The sequence below is a fragment of the Pedobacter sp. KBS0701 genome (assembly GCF_005938645.2).
In the GTDB taxonomy this organism is placed as follows: Bacteria; Bacteroidota; Bacteroidia; order Sphingobacteriales; family Sphingobacteriaceae; genus Pedobacter.
In genome coordinates this window covers 3,750,310-3,776,938 of sequence record NZ_CP042171.1, presented here as the reverse complement: position 1 = coordinate 3,776,938, position 26,629 = coordinate 3,750,310, and the positions used below count along the sequence as shown (strand labels likewise).

The following is a 26,629-nucleotide window of genomic DNA, read 5'->3' as shown; positions in this document are numbered from 1 at the left end:
TTTTTACTTTAAGAGAAGTTTCTGAAAGGATTTTGTGTTGAGCTAACTTGTATCGACTTAAACAATTATCGACACGCATAAAAGTATTATAGCAAATCTTTAAACAGGCTCAAGACCACAATCCTATATTTCCATTACTTTTCTTTCGGCTCAACAGGCAGTATATTGTGTATATAAATGCTATAGACAAGGTCTACAATCATTTCAATTCAAAACTCAAAGTTACTTTTCTTCATTATCCCTTGCAGGAAGCATTTGTAAGCCGGGAACGGGCACCACTATTTAAAGCCTGGTTAAACCAATAATAGCTAATTTATGAAGCAATAGGCTTACCCGCTAAACTTCATCAGCTCATCTTATGGGTGACATTTTAATGCTTATTTTTTTGCTCAGAATTTTACTTGGAATGATAAAAATATTATATTCGTAACAGTTAATTGCTAACGATGCATTAACTGTTACGAATTATCACACGGTAATTCTGAAGGAACAATCCGGATATGCAACGCTCTCAAGTCACAACTCTTTCTCGTTGCAGCTGTATTGCCTAAAGACCAATTTTTTTGTTAGCCATCAAATGGCTGATGTTTAGTTGTGTCTAAAAAATGGATTTAATGACCATAGCTATAGTTGATATGCAAAAAATAATAATCCCAATGTGTGCTTTGAGAAGCTTAGCCAAATACAGACCAAATTGTAAGCCAGCTTTTGTAGGTTAATTTAACTGTTGCACTATTAATTATTGAAAACATTAATGGGGTTGGTGATTGATGGCTTAAGCAAGCTACACCGATCTGCTAAATAACCTTATTATAACCAAAAGTGGAGACCAGAGACCACAGCGCAAACGGGGCATCATCCGAAAAGCCAAAAGAGTAGGAAATTAAGAAATTTTTTAAAAAATGAGTGAAATGAGTCTTCAATTGGGCGTACAGTTCCAATTACTTAAAACTAATTTAGTAGCAGTTTATGAAAAAAATGGGAACGATTCTTCTTTTCTTTTAGTTCCAGCAAAGTTGGACGATGTGGGTAGTACCACCTTAAGCGATATGCTGAAAGATTTGCAGGAGGCCTTTGGTAACCAAGTAAATCAAAAAAAGATCGAAGATGGCCTAGAGTCGTTAAATACTGGAAATAAACCCGAATCTAAGTTTAAGTTAGAAGATCTTAAGTTTAGCTTGAAAACCGCTTATATCTACAAAAAAGGAGCCGAAAAAGAGTATGCCTTTGCCATTGAAGTGGACTTGGGAGGAGCTATTCCTGATCTAGGCTTTGTAAAGGTAGAGAAATTAGCCTTCAAAATCTGGAATACTAAAAGAAATCAAATCTTACAGCAACTGAATCTAGATACCATTGAAAATTTGGTTAAGAAACTTGATGCACCTGAAAAACAATTGGCCCAAGCGGGATAACGAGCTGATACGATTTTAAAATCATTAGTATCAGCTAAGTTGATCTATTTTCTGTTAAGCACAGCCGCTAGATTATAATTTTTGATTTCAAAATGAGTAACCACACCAACTTCGCTTTTTCGGCTACCGGGAAGATTTTTGAGTTAGATGCGTCAATAGCCATTATTGTAAATGATAATAAAAAATTGATTTTCGGAGAGCTCGATACTAGTCGAGCTGAAATCAAAGATTTATTAAATAACAATGAATTAGGCGTTAATGGACTGTCTAGCCAATTTACGCTGTTTAATAACTTACCCGGGACTTTTAAAGCACAGGTGCTTAAATCTGCCGATATCTGGTCTGTGGTTATTCTGTATAATAAAAATATATCAGGTGGTAAAGCTTCGCTTTATGCCAATGTGGTTGTGCTTGCGGATGTTAAACAGTTGGCTTTAAGCATAGATACCGCTTTTTTTCAGGATGGAAATGTATTAGAGCAGTTCATTTACGACACAATGACTTTTTTTAGTATAAAAAAAGTAGCATTAATTGTTAGAAACAAAGCCTCTCTTGCCATTAACCAATATTTAAACCGAAGCGCATCAGATTATTTTCCCGAGATGGTCTTGTCAGATCGCTATGGTAATCACCAATTGGTTGCCAACTCATTATTTGATTTGAAAAATAGTGAAAGTGCATTTGGAAAGGGGCTTTATCAATTAACTGGTCTGGATCATATCGATCTGATTATAGGAGCAGCGCTGAACACTTCAAAATTTGAAGCGATGCTCATCAGCGCCGATATCAAAAAGGATGGTTATGAGATTGAAAATTTATATTTCGGGATTAAAAAGGATAATGGTTTCTACTTAGAGGCAGGAGGAAAGCTCAATTTTCCTTTAAAAGAAGATGTGCTAACCTTTGTTCTTGCTGGGAACCTCTCCGTCTCCTCATTTACCTTGTCTGCTTCTTCAAACTATAGGATACCATTAAACACCAAGATCTGCCTGAGCGATTTAGGCTTGATGATTGGCGTAGGGGCCACAGGGCTTACTTTTGGGATGACTGGTCGGGTAACGACCAATAATATTTCCATTTTTGCTGGGTTTATTGTAAGCCAGGCCAATATTGGATTAATTACGGCGGCAATCACCTCTACCAAGGGAAGGACTTCCTTAAAGGACATTATTGTAGATATTGCGGAAGTTGATTTTCCTGGCATAGAATTTCTTGATGTGGTGGCTTTAGCCGATTTTGAAATTAATAATGCTAAAATGCCCCAATGGGAGTATCCATCTTATACGGATAAGGCCAATAAAGCGGAAATCTTGAAGAACTTTAATTCAAGCCTGCCCACTGAACTCGCCATACCTGACGCAGAAAATCTTCAGGTTTCTGCGTTGGGAGCCAGCCGCCAATCCATCTTTACCGATACTTCAACCATGCGGCATTACCGTGTCGACTCATCCGGAGCCATTTCTTTAAACTGCCAGTTGTTTATATGTTCCCAGCCTACCAAAATAGGAAACTATCAGATGAATGTCGGTTTTTTTCTGTGCGGCACCATCGAAATCTTTAATGTAAAAGCCAGAGGGCTTTTTCTTATAGAGCCTGGTAATGCTATCCTGACATTGATTGAAATTTCAAAAATTGAAATCAAGGGAATATTTGAATTGACAAGATCCCGAAAGGCTATGCCTATGGAACCCGTACAAGGAGGTTTGGCTGGCGCTTTAATAAAGGCAGATGCTCAAGGCCCTGTACTGTATTTAAACATCAACCGTGCATCAAAAAAACTCGAATTCTATTTAAGTGCTTATGTTAATATCTTAAATATCTTTCAATTAGATGCCTTGATTCTTCTTAAAGACAGAAAGGTATACATTGATCTTGAACTGCAATATGTTGGCTTTAAAATTTTATTTCATTTGGATGGAAACTATGCAGATTTTTCGAGTAGTGGGTTTAGTTCACGTTTGGTATTCGATACCAGTGGATTTATCAAACTTTTGGAAGAAGCGCAGAATGCTGTGCGTGATGCGGCCAGGAGCGTTCAAAACTCTATAGAAAATGCAAACCGGAAATTGACCGAAGCGCAACAGCAGATTTTAAATCTGAACAACACGATCAATGAATACAACAATTACATCAGAGATTATGTGAATAGAAGAGAAGATGCTTCCTGGTGGCGCTTGGATGATAAAATTTATTATTCAGCTCAGATTTTATATTATGAAACCTTAAAGGTGGGTGTTAATGTGGCTATTGGCGTAGCCTATGGTGCTTTGGAAATAGCAAAGGCCGCACTAACCCTTGGAGGAAAGGTCGCATCAGGAGCCTTAGAGGCAGTAGCTAATATATTAAGCGCCATTACCAGGTTACTTTGGATCAAATCTTTCGTATTAAGTATGGAATTTACATCTAATGCCAAGAAAATAGAAGCGGAACTTGAGTTAACTGTTTTTGGAAATGATATCAAGTTAAAAGGTTCGTTAGATGTGGATAAAGCAATGAATGATATTAGTGCTTTGATCACCGGTTTTGTAAAGGATAAATTATCTGCTAAAACGAAGGAAGTGACCTCAAATATCAATAACGGCATTTTTAGAACTTTAAGTTCAGAAACGGATTATAATTTATTAACGCCTAAGTTGCAAAGCATTGCGCAAAATAAAAAAGACTATTACGACTTGCTGGAATTTCATGAAATGATAGAAGATTTCTTGTTCGAATCGAATAAGAAATACCTGGATGAATATGAAAAGCAACCTGATGATTGGCAACAAAACATTTGCGAAATAGAAGAGGTGAAACTCAAAAATGAAGTGATACAGCGCCAATGTGTAGAAGCCTTTGATGATGAGTTTGTAAGTTCATTGGATGAGGTGATTACATTGGTACGCGATAACCAGGCCAGGGCCAACATTTCAAGTGAAATGGACCAGCAGATGACCGATCTCTTAGGCCTTGTTAGGGAAATTAACGATCAGAAAACAGTTGCAAGAAGTTTAAGAAACGAAAGGCGTTCGTTGTTTTTAAGAGTGGATAATGTTATTGAAAACAATAATGAAGTTAAAAGATCATTTAAGGCCAACAGCGATTTTAATATAGATCAAGCCAATGAGAATTATGCAGATGGATTATCAGAATTGTTAAAGAAAACATTCCCGGATAATAAGAATGAATATGGTGAGGAATTTAAAGATGCTGTGGCCGCAGCCATTTATCAATTTAGAAATCCTCCACAAGTTAATCCAAGAAGATAATGGGCTTCATTAGAAAAAATCGCCATTTACTATTAACATTGGCTGTACTCATATTTTACGCTAGTACAAGCCATGCTCAAAACCTGGAGCCTAAACGCCGTTTTGTACTGCTGATCTATATGAATGGCTCAGACCTGGAAAGCAAACATCAGTTGGCGAGTGAAGACATTAATGAAATTACTCATTCCTATAAAAACGTTGATGATAATTTTGCAACAGTGATTTTGCATGGCGGGACTAAAAAATGGCATCTTTCTGCGCCGATTTCCAGTGATAGCCTTACCTATAGCAAGGTTACTAAAGACGGTTTTGAAAAAGTAAAAGTTACGGCAAACAAAAGTATAGGAAACTCATCAACCCTGATTGATTTTATCACTTATAGTAAAAAGAACTTTCCAGCAGAAAGATACGGCTTGATTTTTTGGAATCACGGAAGAGGCAGTGTACACGGTTTTGGATATGATGAATTATTTCCTGAAGATATTTCCCTGTCGCTGCATGAAATGGGAGAGGCTTTTGCTGATTTGAAACGTAGCCAGAATGATTTGAACCTGGATTTTATAGGTTTTGATGCCTGTTTAATGGCAACCATTGAAACCGCCACTGTACTGGCACCCTATGCTGAATACATGGTGGCCTCACAAGAGCTCGAACCTGGCAACGGTTGGAATTATCAATATATCATCAACTCCTTATCTACCAATCCAAACCTAAAAACAGCTCAACTTCTGGAGGGAATTGCAAAATCGTATATTGATACTTATTCGTCTCAACCTTATCTCCAGGCAACATTGTCTGTAATAGCGCTTAATAAAGTAGATGCTTTAAATATAAGTGTAGGAAAATTAATCAGTAACATTTCTGCAAATCTAAATTCAACGTACCCCGCAAAGGAAGCTTTTAAACAGAAGTCAAATTACCGGGCCAAGTCCAAATCATTCGGATTACCATCTTTTTCGTTCGCGGCTGAAGATATGATTGATATTTTTAGCTTTTTTAAGCTAGCAGCTAAGAGTACAGACACATTGTTTAGTGATTTCGAGAAAAAGATGCGGGATGCAGTTTTATTCAATGTTTATTCAAAAAATTTAGATAAAGATGCCATTTCGGGGCTTTCGGTATATTTCCCTTATTACAATAGAAAAACGGCCAGTCAATTAAAGGATTATTTGAAAACGCCTTTCAATATAGCGTTCGAAAAATTTATCGAAAATTATGTAGCTGAATTAATTGGTGGCGGTGCTGATAGCGTTTTTGTTAGTGATTCGGGAAGAAAGTTAAACGCTGCCATGTTGGTTAACACCAATAAGATTTACTTAAATATCAGAAAATTAACAGGAGATAATACGCTGCTGTCCTATGGATTGGATGCCTATGATACAAATGTTGATCACCGTGGATATATTACCTTGTATGGGGGGAATAAAAAATGGGATTCCAGGTGGATCAGCATTAACGGTATCAATGTTTGTGTATTTATGGGACTTTCCAATCAATCGGGTGTATCTTACAATATACCTGTGCTTTGGAATGGAAAACAAGCAGAACTGATTATGAAATATTTTAATGTTGATGGGGAAAATCTGGCTAAAGTGATCGGATTTCGGGAGATTTCTGCTGATGGTATTACCGATAAGATTAAAGACCTGCAAGCTCATGATGAAATTGTTTTTCTGGGTCAAAATGCCCTGGATGAATCAATGAGTATTGAATTGGGTAAACTTACTATTATTGATCCCTTCGCTTTAGACATTAAACTTTTAACGCTGCCAAAAGGAAATTATCAGGTAGGATTTTGTATGGTTGATTTCTACGGAAATAAACACTATACCAAATTCGAAGATTATATAATAAATTAAAATGCCGTAATACGCTCAAATAAATTAATAATTAAGGATCGATCTGAGCTAAATTTAATCTTTTAGTTTGGTATTAAACTTTTAGCATTAGGTATAAATATACATGGAATTAACGACTCAACAACGCAACGAAAGCATTTCTGAAGCAACTAATGCCTTACTTTTTGAAGAGGACTATTTGCATATTAAAAATGCGATAGATCAGCTCCACTTGCTTTTTGCTGGCGTAACTGGAGTGAAGGCAGGCAATATTACAGATAAAGATATCAAATTAACCTATGGCACTGCGGTGTCAACTATTAAAGCTGCGCATTGTCTTAAAGAGCTAGAGCGCACACGTAGATTTATCAGAGGTATTAATCAGGCAGTTAATCATTTATTAAATACAATGCCCGGACATACAATTAATATATTGTATGCCGGTTGTGGTCCTTACGCTGCATTGTTAACACCTTTAACGTCCAAATTTACCTCGGCGCAGATCAATTTCATTTTATTGGATATCAATACAGATTCGTTGGATGCGGCAAAAATGCTCTATGAGCGATTAGGCCTGTCAGACTATGTGATCGACTATGTTTGCACTGATGCTACTACTTATAAATTTCCTGATACTATCCGTATTGATATGGCAATTTCTGAAACCATGTTAAATGCTTTACGGAAAGAGCCTCAATTGGCCATTATGAACAATTTAATTCCGCAAATGCATTCAGAGGCTATTTTTATTCCGGAAAACATAACCGTTGAAGCAATATTAACCCGGTGGGAAGAAGAATATAACCATTTTGTAATACCAGACTACCAGCCAAAAAGGATAAAAGCAGGACTGGTGTATAGTACCAGTCGGGAATTCCTGCTTCCGCAGCCAGTGGTTTTACAGGTACCTACTTCTGAAACCCATAACCGGCTTGATTTATTTACCGAAATAACCATATTTGGTAAAGAGGTATTGACAACTTATAATTGCAGTCTGACGATGCCATTAGCTGTGTGTAAATTAGAAAACCACAAGAAGGATGTGGCGGTAACATTTGAATATGTAATGTCTGATAAACCTGGCTTCACTTATGAATTAGGACTATAGCGGATTCAATTGTCTGCTGAAGAGTGAACCCAGGTTGATAAATCAGTTCCGTTGTCAAGAGGTATTACATTATTATCATCACAACCAGTGTTTTTGATGAGATAAATCAGCAGGCTGATAGTTTATATATTGCACAAACCGGGGTTTTGATGAAGTATTTGGACGGCTGCCATGAGGTAAAGCCTGATGCCAGATAATAAAATCTCCTGCCTGGGCAGCAATAGGTAAACTGCCAAGCGCATGCAGGTTTTCTGTTCTTGGGTTGGTGCCATCAGGAAGGGAGCCGAGCCACTCTGATATGCGATTATGAAATCCCGGAACCAGGGTAAAGGCACCCTGATTAGGTGCTGTATCAGCAAGGTACAGTAAACCCTGAAGGTTAAATGGAATAGGAAGGTCGAGGCTGCAATCCCAGTGTAAATCAGGCCCGGGAAATTTCCATTTATCACTCTCTGGAGGATTAAAACCTACACGGTCTGTTGTTACCCAGATATCGGTACGCTGCCACAGCTGCTCATAAGCCATCCTGATCTTTTCTGATTGCCTGTTTTTTTGCAATAATGGGTGCTGAAACAACTGTACCATAATACCCTGTCTTGAATGATGTAATCCATACCAGGTGTCAGCATCATCCAGTTTTATATCCAGGAAATCACAAATAACATCGATAGTTGCCTGGCAATCTTCTTTAGAAATAACGTTTCTAAGAATAAGATAGCCATTTTCTGTCCAAAATGCCATTTCTTCATCACTAAGCGCTGGTGGTATAGGCTGGCTAGGCGTTTGAATTTCATCAAACAAGCGATTAAATTTACGGATCTGCTCACCTGTCGGGGTACCTGAAGTAAGCAAGATCCAGTGTTCAAATTCTTGAAATGCAGGAGCATACTGAAAAACATAAGTGAGCGTTTGTTCAAGACCAAGCCCAAGTACACTCAGTAATGTTTTATCCAGCTGCCATTCTTTTTTCCACAGTTCTTCATCTAGCAGGTTCGCTCTTCTAAGCATTACCTTGCCCCAAAAACGCTTTATATGCATGAGGCCCAAAGGGCTGAGTTCTGTCGATTGTGGTAAAGTAAAATCTGATGTCATCTTTATTCCTGTGCTGTATGGTTGATATACATATTTTGTTTACATGTCCAGTTCATCATTTGCGGGAAAGACAGACTACCTTCCTGACCTGAAGGATAGGCCATTCCGTTCCATTGCAATAAAGGAACGCCGAAAAAATGGCCCTGGGTAAAGTTATCCACAAGGCTTTGTCCTCCACCTTTATATCCTTTATCATGGAATACGATATGAGGATCAATATCCAAATGTACAGCTGCAGCATACGACCAGGCTATAGCCATCATCTCGCCACCGTTGTTGAGGTCGTTGCTTGGTAGTGAATCGCTCATATCCATGCGTATTTCAGCCGGCATACAGGCCAGGTGTCCGGCTTCATGTAAAATATCGCCCGGGTACAATAGTTTTTCCGTATCTACAATCAATACCCCGCCTCTAAGTTTAAGGCCCGGCAAAAACGTTTCTTCAGTTATGGGTTCCAATTGATAGTGTAAACCAATTTCGGAAATAAAATTTAGCAGTCTGGCAGTCAATTGATTCGTATTCAGTTCCTTTTCCATTTGATCGGCCAGATGATTTGAATGTATTGTGTTTGCCATTCTCAGGCTTTCAATCACTTGCTGTGCGGTTTCGGGGTCTTTTTTTAAAAAAACTGTTTTTTTTATACCTGAAGTAATCAGTTTGGTAAGCCAATCATTTACCTTACAGTCTATGACCAGGTGTACCCTGTCAGCAGTGCCATTGTTTGCTACACAATGTTTTATGTTCGCATTAATGTACCAGCAGTCGCCTTCGTTCATCATAATGCGCTCTTCATCTACATAAAACTCAACACCTGGATTAGTGAATATGGGCACGTGCAAACGTGCTTCTCCATGTTCAAAGGCCAGTTCAATATCTCTATGTGCTTTAATGACAGATCCCGCCCGAAGATTTAAGAGCCGCACAGAAAGCTTTTCACACTCCAGTTTCTCTAAAAAACGATTAGTTTCAGGTAGTTTATTTAATAACGCTGTATTTTCAAAATATTTCTGGTTAAAAAGATCAGCAAAAGGATTGTCGCTATTTCCGCCGGGCGTACGCAAAGGTAAAACATGCCAGTTACCTACATAATCGGCAGTGTTGTAGTGTGGCATCCAATTATTGCCGGTTAATAAACCGTTCAATTCATGCCGTAGCGAATGAATGTCAATGTTGAGGTTTAATTTAGAGAAGCAAATCATGGTTCTTACAAATTATGAAATTATTTAATGTCAATACATCTATTGCGCCGGATAAAAAAAGTGATAAAGCTTCGGCAGGTGTTTCCACTATGGGCATCCCTTTACGATTGAGGGACGTGTTTAATAAAACGCCGATACCTGTTTTTGCTTCAAAATCACCAATGAGCTGATAGAAATCAGGATTGAAAGCATTGGTTACGGTCTGTACCCTGCAGGTACCGTCTTGATGAACAATACCATCAAGCTGATTTTTCCATTCAGGTTTTATCTCATCAATCAATATCATGTATGGGCTTTCCCAGCCATGTATAAAGTATTTTTGTACATCATCAATTCTCACCGACGGAGCAAAAGGCCTGAAATCTTCCCTGAATTTGATTTTACTGTTAATGTGGTTTTTTATACCATTAATACGCGGATCGGCCAATATACTCCGATGCCCTAATGCTCTAGGTCCGAATTCGGCTCCACCCTGAAACCAGCCTACCACTTTGCCACGCGCAAGTTCGGCAGCTGTAAGTGAAACAAAATCTGGCGTTTGTTTGATCAAAAATGCTGGATTATCACTAATTCCGGCATTTGCTATGGCTCGTTCTACCTCATCATTGGAGCATTCGCGTCCGAAGAAAATGTTGTCAGGAATAGCCGATTTGGGTTGGCCTAGGATCTTGTGCCAGCCATAATAGGCACAGCCAATGGCCAGTCCGTTGTCTCCTGCTGCGGGTTGGGTGTATAAATTTTTTACAATACCCAAACGGCGTAATTTATAATTGGCCACAGCATTTAATGCCACTCCACCGGCATAAGCAACATTGGCATGCGGCTGAAGTTTAGATCGTTCCTGAAAGAGATAAATAATTGCCTTTTCAGTTTCGTCCTGTACCCAGCGCGCAATATCGGCATAGTGGGTAAAATCTTTTTTAAAAGCATCATATCCTGATGACGGCTTGTTGAAATACAAGTTAACATTTTCATAAATTACTTCAATTAACCCAGCCTCTAGCTTAAATAGTGGTGGTTTCCCCTTCAAAATACCGTAGGGCGCCAAACCCATCAGCTTTCCAACATCATTCAGATTGCCAAAACAATAATGACTGGCTGCATCATAAAGTCCGCCAATGGAATGATAATTGGTTGGTAATTTTAATGAAGCCGTGTTCTGATATAACTTAAGCTCAGAAAAATCTTTAAATAGTGGAGTCAAATCCTTCCCGTCGAAATAGTAAAAACTGTCTTTTTCGCAATACATGCCACTACTGAATAAATAGGATGGAACCAACGCACCTTTTAGATCATGGCATTGATTTTGAGGGCTACCCGCACCATCAACTACCATTACGTTACATTCTTTGAACGGAGACATGCCTACTGCGCTCCAGGCATGTGCCAGATGGTGAGACAGGGTGATCACAGGCGTTTGAATATGCTTATTGAAATACCGCCGTCCGGCATATTGGCTTGGTGAGATCTTATCTTCAAAGTTTGAGGCTTGTACAATTAATGTTAAATCACTGGCCTCAATCCCTGCAAAATCAAGGCAATATCGGACAGTATCAAAATCATTACCTCCGTCATGCTTTATCCTGCTAAGCCTTTCCTTTTCAATAGCCACTATGATCTTGCCGTTTTTTAACAAAACTGTTGATCCATCGTGTGATAAGCCTGTTCCCAGAATATAGGTGTCCATTGATACTTATTATTATTAAATGTGGGAAATCCCGGCATAAACATATAAAGAATTTGAAATGATTTTGAGATTTGTGTCTATTAAAGTAGATGATCAATTTAATAAAGTTGTTGATTTATGTCAAATTATTTTTACGTATGTGACATCGAAATATAAAAAGTTCTTGATAGATTTACACTTGTCTAACCAAAGCACTCTTAATGAACTCTCAATCCGCAAACATATATGCGAAAAATAATTGTATTTTAAATGATACATATTTGCATATTCCAAATTTACTTAGTGAAGCTGAAGTTAATGATATCCGTTTTCTTTTTAAATCTGGAGCATTTGATGACGGTAGGTTAACCGCATACAGTGCTGCAAAAGAAGTAAAAAGCAATTTACAGCTTAATCAACAAACACAGGAGCATGCTGCCATTCAACAAAATATTTTAGCTGCACTCAACCGCAATGCTTTATTCAGAAATGCGGTCTTACCACACAGTATTCACCCCTTTGTTATTAGTAATTATAAGCCTGGTATGCATTACGGCTGGCATGTGGATAGTCCGGTTATGGGCAATATGATTCGCACTGATGTGGCTCTAACCATTTTTCTGAATGATCCAGAAGAATATGATGGAGGTGAACTGGAACTCCAGACTGCGAATGGCAATATATTATATAAGCTAAATAAAGGAGATGCCATTTGCTATCCATGCACCCAGGTTCATCGCGTACGGGAAGTTACCCGTGGCGAGCGAAACGTTGCGGTAAGCTGGGTGCAGTCACTGGTTAAAGAAACAGTATACAGAAAAATGTTATTTGAAATTTTCCAGATCACAGAAAATCTCCGTAGCAAAGCACTTGTTGAAGAAGAATATCTTGTATTACAGCAACACTATAGTAATCTTTTGAGAATGTGGGCAAATTAATCAGAATCAATGGCAATTAAAAAATTAACGGTGGGCGTTTTGCTTCCCAATTCAAGTATCCTTCCTATGGCTAAGCACTTTAGCACAGGGTTAAAAAATGGACTTAAGGAGCTAAACCAGGAGCTTGAGTTAGAAATTGTGCCTGAATTTATCGGACAAGGTTCCCGTGAACTGGCTGAGGCTGCTATTACCAAATTGGTTGGTTTTGATGATGCTGACGTAATTACCGGTATAGTTTCCAATAAAGTAGGTATTGATCTTTCAGAAAAGATAGCAAATATTAAAAGGCCGTTCATCATGAATAACATAGGTGAGCATTTACCAGATCCTGAAAAGTTTAACGATTACATGTTTCTTAATTCCATTCATACCTGGCAGCAGTTATGGTCTATTGGCCAATGGGGAGTTCAGACTTTTGGTAAAAAAGGAATGTATGTATCTGGTTTGTACGACTGCGGGTATTCATTTCAAAGCATGTTAAGTGCTGGTATGGAATCGGCAACTGACGGGGTAACTATGCCATTTGCTATTGCGCCGACACCAAATCCCAAAGAAACAGGTGATATTGCCGCTGTATTTGAACATATACACATCTACAAACCTGATTTTATTCTAGCTACTTTTTGCGGAAAAGAAGCTGAAATTTTCTTAACACAATATGTAGTGCAGGGCTTGCATAAAACAACCCCGCTAATTGGTTTGCCGTTTTTGCTGGAGCCGTTTACAACAGCGGAGCCAGTAGAGGTTTATACTACATTATCATTAAACCGTGAACTAAAACAGGATCAGCTTGATGAGGTAAGTCAGGTAATGGCAAATCCTTTTACGCAGTTTGGCTTTGAAACAGGTTTGCTAATTGCTCAGGCGGTTAAAGGCCAGAGTGGAAAATCTTTACAAAAAGCCCTTGCCGAAGCAGCCATTGAAACAGCACGTGGACGTGTTGAAATTGCACCAGAATTTAATGCCTTGCAAAGCAGGGTTTACCTGGTTAAAAATACTTTCAATGGTATTAAAGGACAAATATCCAGGCAGCTGATCGGTGAACTGGAAACCATTGATATTCATCATGAAGATGTGCAACGTATTAACAGCCAAACTTCTTCATTTTGGATGAACCCTTATCTCGGAATATAATGAAGAAAATAGCAGTTATTTGCAATTCAGATTCGCTTGCATTTCCAACAGTCCAGGCATTGGCCTCAAAAGGACTTTTAGGTGGTGTGGCTATGCTGAAGCGAAGCAACAAAATATTGCTGGGGCCGCTGCTGGCTATGGGTTTGTCTGTTGATCAGGTATTGCAGTTGAATAAAATATCGTGGCAACGGGAAATGCAACAGTGGTTAACAGCATCAGATGTAGATGCGGTTTGGGTATTCGGTTTTCCCTGGGTAATTCCTGATGATATGCTTCAAATGGTACGTAATGGTTATTACAACTTTCATTTTGGTGAATTACCGAAGTATAGCGGAGCTGATCCTATATTCTGGCAACTTAGAAACAATGAACGTTTTGCAAGCCTTACTGTACATCAAATGACGGCAGATGTCGATGCAGGCCCGGTTTTGTGGTCAAAGCAACTACCGATTATGAAAGGCGAAAATTATGGGTTGCTTTGCCAGCGTTTAGGGTTTATGGCCATAGATGCAATACCTGCCTTGGTGAATAACAGTAGCCATCTGCCTGTTAAAAATGAAAATACTGAAGATAAGGCTAGGTATGAAAAAAGACCTGATCATCAGGAACTTGCGATCAATTGGAAGCAGCACTCTGCAGATGAAATAGAGTGTCTGATCAATGCTGCGAATCCAAAATATGACGGCGCTACAGCCTGGATTAAAGATACAGAAGTGCGCATACTGGAAGGATCACCAGCGGAAATTCAGTTACCGGAAGGGGCGAAGCCAGAACCCGGCACTATAGTTTATGCTGATACACTCTATGGATTGATTGTAGCATGTCGTGAAAATCGTTTTTTAAAGATCAATATTTTGCACATGCGCGAAGGCTATTTTTCAGGAGGTAAGCTCTTTCAGATGGGCATACAAGCAGGAGAAAAATTTATAAACCTAAATTAATATTATATGGAAGGAACAATTGCTGAAGTCCGGATTTTTGCCGGCGATTTTGCGCCTAGAAACTGGGCGTTTTGCCAGGGCCAGTTGTTAAACGTGAACACTAACCAGGCAGTTTTTGCCATAGTGGGTACTTTGTACGGTGGTGACGGGCGCTCCACTTTCGGGTTGCCAGATTTGCGCAGCAGAACAGTAGTAGGTGTAGGTGCAGGTGCGGGCTTGTCCGTTTATACACCAGGAGAAAAAGTAGGGGTAGAAGCGGTACCGCTTACTGTAAATCAAATACCTGCGCATACGCATACCGCCGCAGTTACTCCTGGTACGGGTAATGGTATAGGTAATGCTACATTTTATGGAAATCCTAACGGAGGTACACAAGATAACGGGCTAAATGCTTTTGTCAGCAAGGACGGATCCACCCAAATGGCCAGTTTCGCTACTGGCGGTACTTTGAGTGCCTTAAATAATAGCTCTTTAGAGGTTACAAATGTTAACATTCCCAATCCGACTGTTGCATTACAACCCGCAGGAGTCGGTGTTGGGCATAATAACATCATGCCAAGCATTGCACTCAATTACATTATCTGTATACAAGGATATTTTCCATCAAGAAATTAATTACTAAACCTCAATAAAATAATTATGGAAGGAACAGTTGGCGAAATCCGTGCATTTGCAGGCAATTTCGCACCAAGAACCTGGATGTTTTGCCAAGGGCAACAAATGTCCTTATCTCAATATCAAGTTTTATATGCAATTATCGGCACCATTTATGGTGGAGACGGCGTGAACACTTTCAATTTACCCAACATTGCCAGTCGCATAGTAGTAGGAGCGGGTCAAGGCGCTGGCCTGAGCGCTTATCCATTAGGGCAGGTAAACGGACAGGAAAATCATACGCTGACTTCATCAGAGCTGCCAGCCCATACGCATCAAATTACCCCTACTTACAGTACAACTGCAGCATCAGTAAATATTTCATTAAATGCAGTCGCTTCTTCTGGTGCTGAAAATAGTCCGGTAGGTAATTATTTGGCGCAAGACTCATCGGGTACTGACAATGTTTATGCAAATCCAGCTAATTCTCCAAATCTGGTTAACCTTAATAGTAATGCTGCACAGCTTAGTAATCTCTCACCGCCAATACCAGGTGTAACCATCGGTGTAGCAGGTAGTAGCTTGCCGCACAACAATATACAGCCATTACTGGCTGTAAACTACATCATTTGTATAGAAGGACTTTTCCCTTCAAGAAACTAAATAAATTGATTCACACTAAATCTTATCAAAAATGGAAGGAACTATAGGAGAGGTAAGGATGTTCGCAGGAACGTTTGCACCGATGAGCTGGTCAATTTGTGGCGGGCAAACTTTAGGAATACGTACCTATACTGCATTATATGCTATAATTGGTATTAATTATGGTGGCGATGGTACAACCACATTTAAATTACCTGATTTACAGGGAAGGACTATTGTAGGTGCAGGTCAGGGGCCTGGGCTTTCAGCATATAACATAGGTGACTCAGACGGCACAGAATCAGTAACAATCGGTCTGCCGGAAATGTCGGCTCATATACATGGTTTAACATATATACCTGCGGCAGGTACAGCAACTGTAACCGTTAAAGCATCTGCTGATCAATACGATGAGCCCAGCCCTACAGGCAATCTTTTAGGTGCGCCAAGTGGATTGGGGGAAATGCTATATGGCGTAGCGCAAGCGCCGGCACAACAAGCGCCAATGGCTAATGGTACGCTGAGTATACAAAGTGTAAGCGGACCGCAGTTAACCAGTCTGGCTATAGCAACTTCTGGCTCAACAGCACCTGCCGTCCATGAGAACAGGCAACCTTCAATGGCACTTAATTATGTGATTTGTATAGAAGGACTTTTTCCTGCAAGAGACTAAAAACCCAGCTTATCCACAATCATTTATTAGTATAACCGGTAAACTTCAATCCCGGTTATACCTTTATTTCTACCGCAAGTATTGAAGATTTAGAAAAGTAATTATATGAGAAAATTTTACAAAAAGGTATTTCATTTTTTATTCATTATCCCGGTGCTTTTAATCAATGTATTAAGTGCCAGGGCCGCTTTATCTAAAGGGGATCTTGCGGTGATTGGAATGAATAGTGACGTAGATGCCGGAACAACTATACGTAGTTTTGCGGTCGTGGCGCTTAATAATATTGCTGCGAATGAGGTGATTTATATTACCGACCGGGGGTGGGTAAATGCCTATGGCTCAACTGCAGGACATTTTGTAGGTGCAATAACAACACCACAACCATCAATTGTTACAACCAATGAGGGAACTTTGCAATGGCAGCCTTCAGTAACGATACCAGCAGGTACAGTGATTATCTTCAAGATTGACTTAGCTACTAGGACCGCATCGGGCCTAAAAGGGGATGGTAGTGTGCTTCCAGCTGCAGATTTTTCAATACTCCCGGGCACATGGACCAATACTACTCTTTCTGCCAATCCATGGCCTTCTGCAACGGGTGATCAGTTAATCATCTACCAGGGAAGTGAAAGCAATCCTTCATTTATCTTTGCGTTTAATAATATCAGATTAAATGCTACTAATGTTTCGAACGGATGGCATACAAATCCCACCAGTGCTGAGCCCGTTAATCAACTTCAGGCTTATAGCGAATTGCCATCTGACCTAGGTACAACTTATTCTACTGCCTTTTTTACGAATACAGCTAATTCACGTTATCCCAATGAAAAATATAATCCTAGCTTATCAAGTGGGTCAAAAGCTACAATTTTAGCGGATATTACCAATACGGCTAACTGGGTTAATCCGTCTACATCTGGCACAGCGTATAACTTTAGTCTGGGCTTTGGCTCTACTAATATAAAACAATTTAACCTGGGCAGCTCAACAGCGCCAACAGTCACTGCCGCCAAGATCAGCATTAGCGGCGCAAGTGGCACAGGTGGTGCATTCAAGATAGGAGATGTTGCAACCGCAACCTGGGACAATACAGCCAGCGGAGATAACAATTCAGGTATCACAGCAGTAACTGTTGACTTTAGTCAGTTTGGAGGCGGTGCTGCAGTTTCAGCTACCAACAGTAGCGGCACTTGGACAGCCACTTATACGATCACACCCGGTGCTATTGATGCCACAGGCAGAAATATTTCAATAACCGCAACAAATTCAGTCGGGCCTACAACTACGGCCGATGACGCTAATGCTACCGTGGATAACCAGGCACCAACAGTTACCGATGCGAGGATCAGCATCAGCGGCGCTAGCGGAACAGGTGGCGTTTTTAAGATTGGTGATCTGGTAGCAGCTACCTGGAACAATACTGGAGGAGGCGATAATAATACGGATGTCATCTCGACCGTTACTGTTGATTTCAGCCAGTTTGGCGGCGGAAACGCCGTTGCTGCCGCGAACAGCAGTGGTACCTGGACTGCTTTCTATACCATTACGGCTGGTAATATCAATCGTGTAATCAATAGAAATTTGGCAGTAACCGCTACGGACAATGCCGGAAACAATACCACCACAACTGATGGTACCAATGCTACTGTTGATAATCAGGCACCGGCTACACCGGTTGTTGTTGCGCCTGCAAATTCATCAAGCACGAGTTCTACAACCCCAACCTATACAGGCACAGCCGAACTAAACAGTATCGTTACAGTATACGTAGATAATACATCTATAGGTACTACTACAACTGATGGGAGTGGTAACTGGAGTAAAGTACAATCGCCGGCACTCACTTATGCTTCACATAGCGTAGAAGCAACGGCAACTGATGCCGCTGGTAATGTAAGTATAGCCAGCAACAGCAATACTTTTACAGTATTTGCTGCTAACCAGGCGCCTGTAGTTACCACATCAGGAGGAATCACTTCATTTTTAGGGTCACAAATTGTTGTAGATAATGGGTTAACGATTTCTGACACGGATAATACTACGCTCGCCAGTGCAACAGTAACAATTACAGGAAATTTTCAAACTGCACAGGATGTTTTAGCTTTTACCAATACCGGCAGTGCTATTTATGGAAATATTATGGGCAGCTATACTGCCGGAAGCGGTACATTAACGTTAACTTCGGCTGGTGCTACCGCTACATTAGCGCAATGGCAATCGGCTTTGAGGGCAGTTACTTACAATAACACAGCAAGTTCACCTAATACAGCAAGCAGGACTATCTCCTTTATCGTGAGTGATGGGCCAAATAATAGTAATGCCGCTACTAAAACATTAACTGTAACTAATCAGGTTTCGGTGATATCAATTGTTCGTGCGGCTTCAAATCCAACTAATTCCACTTCGATAAGTTATACCATTACTTTTGATAAAGCGGTAACCGGTATTAACACTTTTAATTTCTCTGTAACCACGGCTGGTATTACCAGTGCCGGTGTATCATCCGTTTCGGGCTCAGGCACTACTTATACAGTTACTTTGAACACAGGCACAGGCTCTGGAACGATCACTTTAAATCTGGCTAATTCAGCAGGTATTTCTCCTGGTGTGGGTACAACATTACCCTATATAGGAGAAACCTATAACATTGATAAAACTACACCATCAGTTTCATCGGTAGCTGTTCCAGCTAATGGTACTTACACTACTGCTCAAAATCTTGATTTTACAGTTAATTTTTCGGAAGCTGTTACAGTTGACGTCACAGGTGGTATACCATATATAGCTGTCACTCTAAATACAGGTGGCACCGTACGTGCAAATTATATTTCGGGAAGCGGTACCTCTTCACTTTCATATCGATATACAGTTGCGAGCACCGATAGAGATTTGGATGGTATTGCTTTAGGAGGGTTAAATATTGATGGAGCTACTATCAGAGACGCAGTAGGTAATAATGCAAATACAACTTTAAACAATGTGGGCAGTACCGCCGGTGTACTGGTCGATGGAACTCCAAACACTTCCCAAACCATTACATTCAATACATTGCCAACAAAAACTTATGGCGATGCAGATTTTGACCCGGGAGCTACAAGTGATAATTCAGGCATTCCGGTTACATATACCAGTAGCAATACCAATGTGGCAACCATTGTGAATGGTAAAATCCACATCATTGCTGTAGGTACATCAACAATTACTGCCAGTCAGGCAGGAGATGCAACACATAGTGCAGCGACAGATGTGCAGCAGGCGTTAACAGTAAACAAGAAAACCATTATGGTAACCGCGGCAGCGAAAAGCAAAACTTATGGTGATGCTGATCCTGTACTGACTTATACTTTTGCTCCGGCATTGGTAACAGGTGACAGTTTCAGCGGAACATTGACCAGATTACCTGGCGAGAACGTAGGCACTTATGCGATCAACCAGGGCACACTGGCCTTGAGCAGCAACTATACCTTAACTTATGTTGGTGCTGATTTAACGATCGGAGCAAAAACAGTTACGGTAACGGCCGCAGCGAAAAGCAAAACCTACGGCGATGCTGATCCTGCACTGACTTATACCTTTGCTCCGGCATTGGTAACGGGTGACAGTTTCAGCGGAAGTCTGACCAGGTTACCTGGCGAGAATGTAGGAACTTATGCGATCAACCAGGGCACACTGGCCTTGAGCAGCAATTATAGCTTAACCTATGTTGGTACTGATTTAACAATCAGTGCAAAAACGGTAACGGTAACTGCGGCAACGAAAAGCAAAACTTATGGAGATGCTGATCCTGTACTGACTTATACTTTTGCTCCTGCATTGGTAACAGGTGACAGTTTCAGCGGAACTTTGACCAGATTGCCTGGAGAAAACGTAGGTACTTATGCGATCAATCAAGGTACACTGGCCTTGAACGGCAATTATACCTTAACTTATGTTGGTGCTGATTTAGCAATCGGTGCAAAAACGGTAACGGTAACTGCGGCAGCGAAAAGCAAAACCTACGGCGATGCTGATCCTGTATTGACTTATACCTCTGCATCTTCACTGGTAACAGGTGATAGCTTCAGCGGAAGTCTAAGCAGATCACCTGGCGAAAATGTGGGTACTTATGCCATCAACCAGGGTACACTGGCCTTGAACAGCAATTATACCTTAACCTATGTTGGTGCTGATTTAACGATCGGAGCAAAAACGGTAACGGTAACAGCGGCAGCGAAAAGCAAAACTTATGGAGATGCTGATCCTGCACTAACTTATACCTTTGCTCCGGCATTGGTAGGAACAGATGCTTTCAGCGGAACATTGACCCGATCACCTGGCGAAAATGTGGGCACTTATGCCATCAACCAGGGAACATTAGCCCTGAACAGCAATTATACCTTAACTTATGTTGGTGCTGATTTAACGATCGGAGCAAAAACGGTAACGGTAACAGCAGCAGCGAAAAGCAAAACCTACGGCGATGCTGATCCTGCACTGACTTATACCTTTGCTCCGGCATTGGTAACAGGTGACAGTTTCAGCGGAAGTCTGACCAGATCACCTGGAGAAAATGTAGGTACGTATGCCATCAACCAGGGCACACTGGCCTTGAACAGCAATTATACCTTAACTTATGTTGGTGCTGATTTAACGATCGGAGCAAAAACGGTAACGGTAACAGCAGCAGCGAAAAGCAAAACCTACGGCGATGCTGATCCTGCACTGACTTATACCTTTGCTCCGGCATTGGTAACAGGTGACAGTTTCAGCGGAAGTCTGACCAGATCACCTGGAGAAAATGTAGGTACGTATGCCATCAACCAGGGCACACTGGCCTTGAACGGCAATTATACCTTAGCTTATGTTGGTGCTGATTTAACGATCGGAGCAAAAACGGTAACGGTAACAGCGGCAGCGAAAAGCAAAACTTATGGAGATGCTGATCCTGCACTGACTTATACCTTTGCTCCGGCATTGGTAACAGGTGACAGTTTCAGCGGAACATTGACCAGATTACCTGGCGAGAATGTGGGAACTTATGCCATCAACCAGGGTACACTAGCTCTAAGCAGCAATTATAGCTTAACCTATGTTGGTGCTGATTTAACAATCAGTGCAAAAACAGTTACGGTAACAGCGGCAGTGAAAAGCAAAACTTATGGAGATGCTGATCCTGCACTGACTTATACCTTTGCTCCGGCATTGGTAACGGGTGACAGTTTTAGCGGAAGTCTGACCAGGTTACCTGGCGAGAATGTAGGAACTTATGCCATCAACCAGGGTACATTAGCCTTGAACAGCAATTATACCTTGACTTATGTTGGTGCTGATTTAACAATCGGAGCAAAAACAGTTACGGTAACGGCCGCAGCAAAAAGCAAAACCTACGGCGATGCTGATCCTGCACTGACTTATACCTTTGCTCCGGCATTGGTAACAGGTGACAGTTTCAGCGGAAGTTTGACCAGGTTATCTGGCGAGAACGTGGGTACTTATGCGATCAATCAAGGTACATTGGCCTTGAACAGCAATTATACCTTAACCTATGTTGGTGCTGATTTAACAATCGGAGCAAAAACAGTTACGGTAACGGCCGCAGCAAAAAGCAAAACCTACGGCGATGCTGATCCTGCACTGACTTATACCTTTGCTCCGGCATTGGTAACAGGTGACAGTTTCAGCGGAAGTTTGACCAGGTTATCTGGCGAGAACGTGGGTACTTATGCGATCAATCAAGGTACATTGGCCTTGAACAGCAATTATACCTTAACCTATGTTGGTACTGATTTAACGATCGGAGCAAAAACAGTTACGGTAACGGCCACAGCGAAAAGCAAAACTTATGGAGATGCCGATCCTGTACTAACTTATACCTTTGCTCCGGCATTGGTAGGAACAGATACTTTCAGCGGAACATTGACCAGATCACCTGGCGAAAACGTGGGTACTTATGCCATCAACCAAGGTACATTAGCCCTGAACGGCAATTATAGCTTAACTTATGTTGGTGCTGATTTAACGATCGGAGCAAAAACAGTTACGGTAGCGGCCGCAGCGAAAAGCAAAACTTATGGAGATGCTGATCCTGTACTGACTTATACTTTTGCTCCGGCATTGGTAGGAACAGATACTTTCAGCGGAACTTTGACCAGATTGACTGGAGAAAACGTAGGTACTTATGCGATCAATCAAGGTACACTGGCCTTGAACGGCAATTATACCTTAACTTATGTTGGTGCTGATTTAACAATCGGTGCAAAAACGGTAACGGTAACAGCGGCAGCGAAAAGCAAAACTTATGGAGATGCTGATCCTGCACTGACTTATACTTTTGCTCCGGCATTGGTGGGCACAGATGCTTTCAGCGGAACATTGACCCGATCACCTGGCGAAAATGTGGGTACCTATGCGATCAACCAGGGAACATTAGCCTTGAACAGCAATTATACCTTAACTTATGTTGGTGCTGATTTAACAATCAGTGCAAAAACGGTAACGGTAACAGCGGCAGCGAAAAGCAAAACTTATGGAGATGCTGATCCTGTACTGACTTATACTTTTGCTCCGGCATTGGTAACAGGTGACAGTTTCAGCGGAACATTGACCAGATCACCTGGCGAAAACGTGGGTACTTATGCGATCAACCAGGGTACATTAGCCTTGAACAGCAATTATACCTTGACTTATGTTGGTGCTGATTTAACAATCAGTGCAAAAACGGTAACGGTAACTGCGGCAGCGAAAAGCAAAACTTATGGCGATGCTGATCCTGCATTGACTTATACCTCTGCACCTTCATTGGTAACAGGTGACAGTTTCAGCGGAACATTGACCAGATTAACTGGCGAGAATGTGGGAACTTATGCAATTAACCAGGGTACACTAGCTTTAAGCAGCAATTATACCTTAACCTATGTTGGCGCTAATTTAACGATCGCTGCAAAAACGGTAACGGTAACTGCGGCAGCGAAAAGCAAAACCTACGGCGATGCTGATCCTGCACTGACTTATACCTTTGCTCCTTCATTAGTAGGGACAGATACTTTCAGCGGAACATTGACCAGATTAACTGGCGAGAATGTGGGAACTTATGCCATCAACCAGGGTACACTATCTTTAAGCAGCAATTATACCTTGACTTATGTTGGTGCTGATTTAACAATCGGTTCAAAAACAGTTACGGTAACCGCCGCAGCGAAAAGCAAAACTTATGGTGATGCTGATCCTGCACTGACCTATACCTTTGCTCCGGCATTGGTAACGGGTGACAGTTTCACAGGAAGTCTTACCAGGTTACCTGGCGAAAATGTGGGCACTTATGCGATCAACCAGGGCACACTGGCCTTGAACAGCAATTATAGCTTAACTTATGTTGGTGCTGATTTAACAATCGGTGCAAAAACGGTAACGGTAACAGCAGCAGCGAAAAGCAAAACCTATGGCGATGCTGATCCTGCATTGACTTATACCTTTGCTCCGGCATTGGTGGGCACAGATGCTTTCAGCGGAAGTTTGACCAGATCACCTGGCGAAAATGTGGGCACTTATGCCATCAACCAGGGTACATTAGCCCTGAACGGCAATTATAGCTTAACTTATGTTGGTGCTGATTTAACGATCGGAGCAAAAACGGTAACGGTAACAGCGGCAGCAAAAAGCAAAACCTACGGCGATGCTGATCCTGCACTAACTTATACTTTTGCTCCTTCACTGGTAGGAACAGATGCTTTCAGCGGAACATTGACCAGATCACCTGGCGAAAATGTGGGTACTTATGCCATCAACCAGGGTACATTAGCCTTGAACGGCAATTATACCTTAACCTATGTTGGTGCTAACCTGACCATTACTAAATCTGCACTTACTGTTACGGCAACCAATGCAGTAATGTGCCAGTCAGACGGTTTCCCAACGTTTGGCGTAACTTATACTGGTTTTAAAGCAGGTGATACTGAAAATTCATTGAGCACAAAACCAACTGTCAGTACTACTGCCAATAGAAATGTAGCAGGCAATTATGTATTGGTACCGTCTGGTGGTGTGTCAAACAATTACAGTTTTGTATATGTAAACGGTACGTTAACAATCAATGCAGTTCCATTGGTAAGTATTTTAAGCAATAAAGGCACTGAAATTAGTAAGGGTGAAACAACGGTATTAACCGCCAGTGGAGGCACAGCTTATAGCTGGTCTACAGCAAGCGGCATTGTCAGCGGACAGAATACCGCATCCCTCAGCGTTCGTCCGGCACAAACTACAACTTATACGGTTCGTGTAACCAATGCCAGCGGTTGCGTTAGCTCCGCGTCGATCACAATTAAGATAAATGAGGACTATAAGTTGGTTGCGAATAATATCTTAACCCCAAATGGAGACGGTATAAATGATACCTGGATTGTACAGAACATTGATATGTATCCAAATAACGAAGTTCGGATATTTGATCGCAACGGCAGGGAAATGTACAGCAAAAAATCGTATGATAACAGCTGGAATGGAACTATCGGAGGAAACGATCTTGCGGAAGGAACTTATTATTACATCATTACTTATGGCCCAAATAAATTGGTTCAAAAAGGATTTATCACGATTATCAGAAACCGCTAAGAAAAATGAAAAGGATGAAAACAATAATATTAATACTGGCTACTCTTATCGGTGTTTCAAAGGTAAAAGCTCAGACTAATCCATTATTAAATCAATATTTTAACAACACTTATCTTGCTAACCCGGCCATGGCAGGGTTGGCAGGAGGTGCAACTGCAGACCTGACCTTCCGTTCACAATGGAATAATATTCCCGGTGCACCTATGGTACAAAACCTGAGTGCCACTTACGGATGGGAAAGAGTAGGGGTAGGATTAAACATGAATCTGGATAAAGCCGGTTTACAAAGGCAAACGAGAATTCTGGCAAGTTATGCCTATCATCTTCCGCTTAATGAATCTGCAAAATTGCATTTTGGTTTGTCTGCTGGTTTTATGAATCAGCGGGTGGATATGCAAGACCTTATAGGAAATCCAAATGACCCACAGGTTGGCACCTATAACAGCGACCACAGGACGTATTTCGACGGTGATTTTGGAGTTGGACTAACCTCAAAGCGCTTTAATGCAGATTTTGCATTAGTGAACCTTAAAAATTATTTTAATAGAGACAACTTAAAACTAATTAATACCCCTGCTGTATATGCATCTGCAGGTTACAGAATTGATATTGGAGAAAGCTTGTTTCAACCTAAAGTAGCTTACCGTTCTTTTACGGGAATCGCTGATATTGTTGATATCGGCGGACAACTTGGAGTTGCCAATCAACAGTTATTATTTACAGCCATGTATCATACCAGTAAGGCTGCAAGTTTTGGTGTTGGGTTGCATTATAAGAAAAAATATATGATTAATACCGCGTATACCACACAAACTGGTAATTTAAGTGGTTACACGGCAGGAAACTTTGAGATTAACCTCGGTATCAATTGGTAGCTTTAATGAATATCTGGACAGATAACTATTGAATATACTTTTTGCTTAATTTAATTAAAAACAAAAAATGCTGACCATTATATTGGTACAGCAGTATTTTAGTAGTTAAATAATGACATTAAGTTAAAATGGCTGCAGCATTAACTGTGGCCATTTTAATTTTAATCAATCCCTTTAGAACCTGTTTAATATAAAATTATTCGTTATTTCGGTCTGAGCGTAGCCGAAGACCATCTCAACGTATTAATAAAGGTAATAGACTACGCTCTTGTGATAGCAAAAGGCTATTTATATTTGTTATAAAAATTTAAACAGCCTCTAGTTTAACTATGTTAAAAACAAAAACAACTTATTTACGGTTAATTTCTTATTAAGGTTATTATATATTATTAGACTGGATTTGACGAATTTGTTAATTTCTATCTGATAAAATTGTTAAATGATGTCATGTTCTTTTTGTTTTTCTGTCAAAACTTGTAAATTGCCTAAGTAAAAAGATACAAATTGTCAGTTTTTAATGGCTGAAAAATCCTTACAATAAACCGACAATAAGATGTTTGTTACCGGATGTTTTTGGCAAATGTCCCTTTAAAACCTTTAGAACACTTATTACGTAGATAGATATAAATAAAATAATATTTATCGAAACAATAATCTTACATTGAATTTTGGGTTCTCAGGCA

Annotated in this window: 16 protein-coding genes; 13 read left to right on the top strand and 3 right to left on the bottom strand. The window is 40.6% G+C overall.

Annotated features, from left to right (window positions below; all coding sequences use genetic code 11):
• The first annotated feature begins 95 nt into the window (after nt 1–95).
• From FFJ24_RS26795 to FFJ24_RS15170, 5 genes are all read left to right on the top strand, one after another.
• Nucleotides 96–305 (top strand): LytTR family transcriptional regulator DNA-binding domain-containing protein, encoded by a 210-nt coding sequence (locus FFJ24_RS26795; RefSeq protein WP_138820717.1) that lies wholly within the window; start codon nt 96–98, stop codon nt 303–305.
• A 597-nt stretch (nt 306–902) separates the two neighbouring features.
• A complete protein-coding gene (locus FFJ24_RS15185) occupies nt 903–1,412 on the top strand; it encodes a hypothetical protein (RefSeq protein WP_138818024.1) in 510 nt (169 codons plus the stop codon).
• A gap of 92 nt (nt 1,413–1,504) precedes the next feature.
• A complete protein-coding gene (locus FFJ24_RS15180) occupies nt 1,505–4,660 on the top strand; it encodes a hypothetical protein (RefSeq protein WP_138818023.1) in 3,156 nt (1,051 codons plus the stop codon).
• Nucleotides 4,660–6,519, top strand: a complete 1,860-nt coding sequence (locus FFJ24_RS15175) for a clostripain-related cysteine peptidase (RefSeq protein WP_138818022.1) — start codon at nt 4,660–4,662, stop codon at nt 6,517–6,519. Before FFJ24_RS15180 ends, FFJ24_RS15175 begins: the two co-directional genes overlap by 1 nt.
• Nucleotides 6,520–6,622: 103 nt before the next feature.
• The gene (locus tag FFJ24_RS15170; protein WP_138818021.1) at nt 6,623–7,606 is read left to right on the top strand and encodes a class I SAM-dependent methyltransferase; all 984 of its coding nucleotides are present in this window, start codon (nt 6,623–6,625) and stop codon (nt 7,604–7,606) included.
• Nucleotides 7,607–7,684: 78 nt separating this feature from the next.
• Here the strand turns inward: FFJ24_RS15170 and FFJ24_RS15165 are convergent, their stop codons facing one another.
• From FFJ24_RS15165 to FFJ24_RS15155, 3 genes are read right to left on the bottom strand one after another with little or no spacing between them, the layout of a single operon-like run.
• Nucleotides 7,685–8,698 carry a phytanoyl-CoA dioxygenase family protein gene (locus tag FFJ24_RS15165; RefSeq protein ID WP_138818020.1) on the bottom strand — a complete coding sequence of 338 codons (1,014 nt, stop codon included), beginning with the start codon at nt 8,696–8,698 and terminating at the stop codon, nt 7,685–7,687.
• Nucleotides 8,699–8,700: 2 nt separating this feature from the next.
• Nucleotides 8,701–9,897 (bottom strand): aspartyl/asparaginyl beta-hydroxylase domain-containing protein, encoded by a 1,197-nt coding sequence (locus FFJ24_RS15160; protein WP_138818019.1) that lies wholly within the window; start codon nt 9,895–9,897, stop codon nt 8,701–8,703.
• Entirely contained in the window at nt 9,881–11,584 is a 1,704-nt protein-coding gene (locus FFJ24_RS15155; RefSeq protein WP_138818018.1) for a carbamoyltransferase C-terminal domain-containing protein, read from the bottom strand. The genes FFJ24_RS15160 and FFJ24_RS15155 overlap by 17 nt, the downstream gene beginning before the upstream one ends.
• A gap of 260 nt (nt 11,585–11,844) precedes the next feature.
• Here FFJ24_RS15155 and FFJ24_RS15150 point away from each other — a divergent pair, with 260 nt between their 5' ends.
• The 8 genes from FFJ24_RS15150 (at nt 11,845) to FFJ24_RS15115 (ending at nt 25,946) form a co-directional block, all read left to right on the top strand.
• A complete protein-coding gene (locus FFJ24_RS15150) occupies nt 11,845–12,501 on the top strand; it encodes a Fe2+-dependent dioxygenase (protein ID WP_168202484.1) in 657 nt (218 codons plus the stop codon).
• A gap of 9 nt (nt 12,502–12,510) precedes the next feature.
• Nucleotides 12,511–13,635 (top strand): ABC transporter substrate-binding protein, encoded by a 1,125-nt coding sequence (locus FFJ24_RS15145; protein ID WP_138818016.1) that lies wholly within the window; start codon nt 12,511–12,513, stop codon nt 13,633–13,635.
• The gene (locus tag FFJ24_RS15140) at nt 13,635–14,576 is read left to right on the top strand and encodes a formyltransferase family protein (RefSeq protein ID WP_138818015.1); all 942 of its coding nucleotides are present in this window, start codon (nt 13,635–13,637) and stop codon (nt 14,574–14,576) included. Before FFJ24_RS15145 ends, FFJ24_RS15140 begins: the two co-directional genes overlap by 1 nt.
• 6 nt (nt 14,577–14,582) lie before the next feature.
• Entirely contained in the window at nt 14,583–15,191 is a 609-nt protein-coding gene (locus FFJ24_RS15135) for a phage tail protein (RefSeq protein ID WP_138818014.1), read from the top strand.
• A 24-nt stretch (nt 15,192–15,215) separates the two neighbouring features.
• Nucleotides 15,216–15,833, top strand: coding sequence for a phage tail protein (locus FFJ24_RS15130; protein ID WP_138818013.1), 618 nt, complete (start codon nt 15,216–15,218; stop codon nt 15,831–15,833).
• A gap of 31 nt (nt 15,834–15,864) precedes the next feature.
• On the top strand, nt 15,865–16,485 hold the full coding sequence (locus FFJ24_RS15125; RefSeq protein WP_138818012.1) for a phage tail protein: 621 nt from the start codon (nt 15,865–15,867) through the stop codon (nt 16,483–16,485).
• 105 nt (nt 16,486–16,590) lie between these two features.
• A complete protein-coding gene (locus tag FFJ24_RS15120; protein ID WP_145315344.1) occupies nt 16,591–25,071 on the top strand; it encodes an MBG domain-containing protein in 8,481 nt (2,826 codons plus the stop codon).
• A gap of 14 nt (nt 25,072–25,085) precedes the next feature.
• On the top strand, nt 25,086–25,946 hold the full coding sequence (locus FFJ24_RS15115) for a PorP/SprF family type IX secretion system membrane protein (RefSeq protein ID WP_138818010.1): 861 nt from the start codon (nt 25,086–25,088) through the stop codon (nt 25,944–25,946).
• Nucleotides 25,947–26,629: the final 683 nt, after the last annotated feature.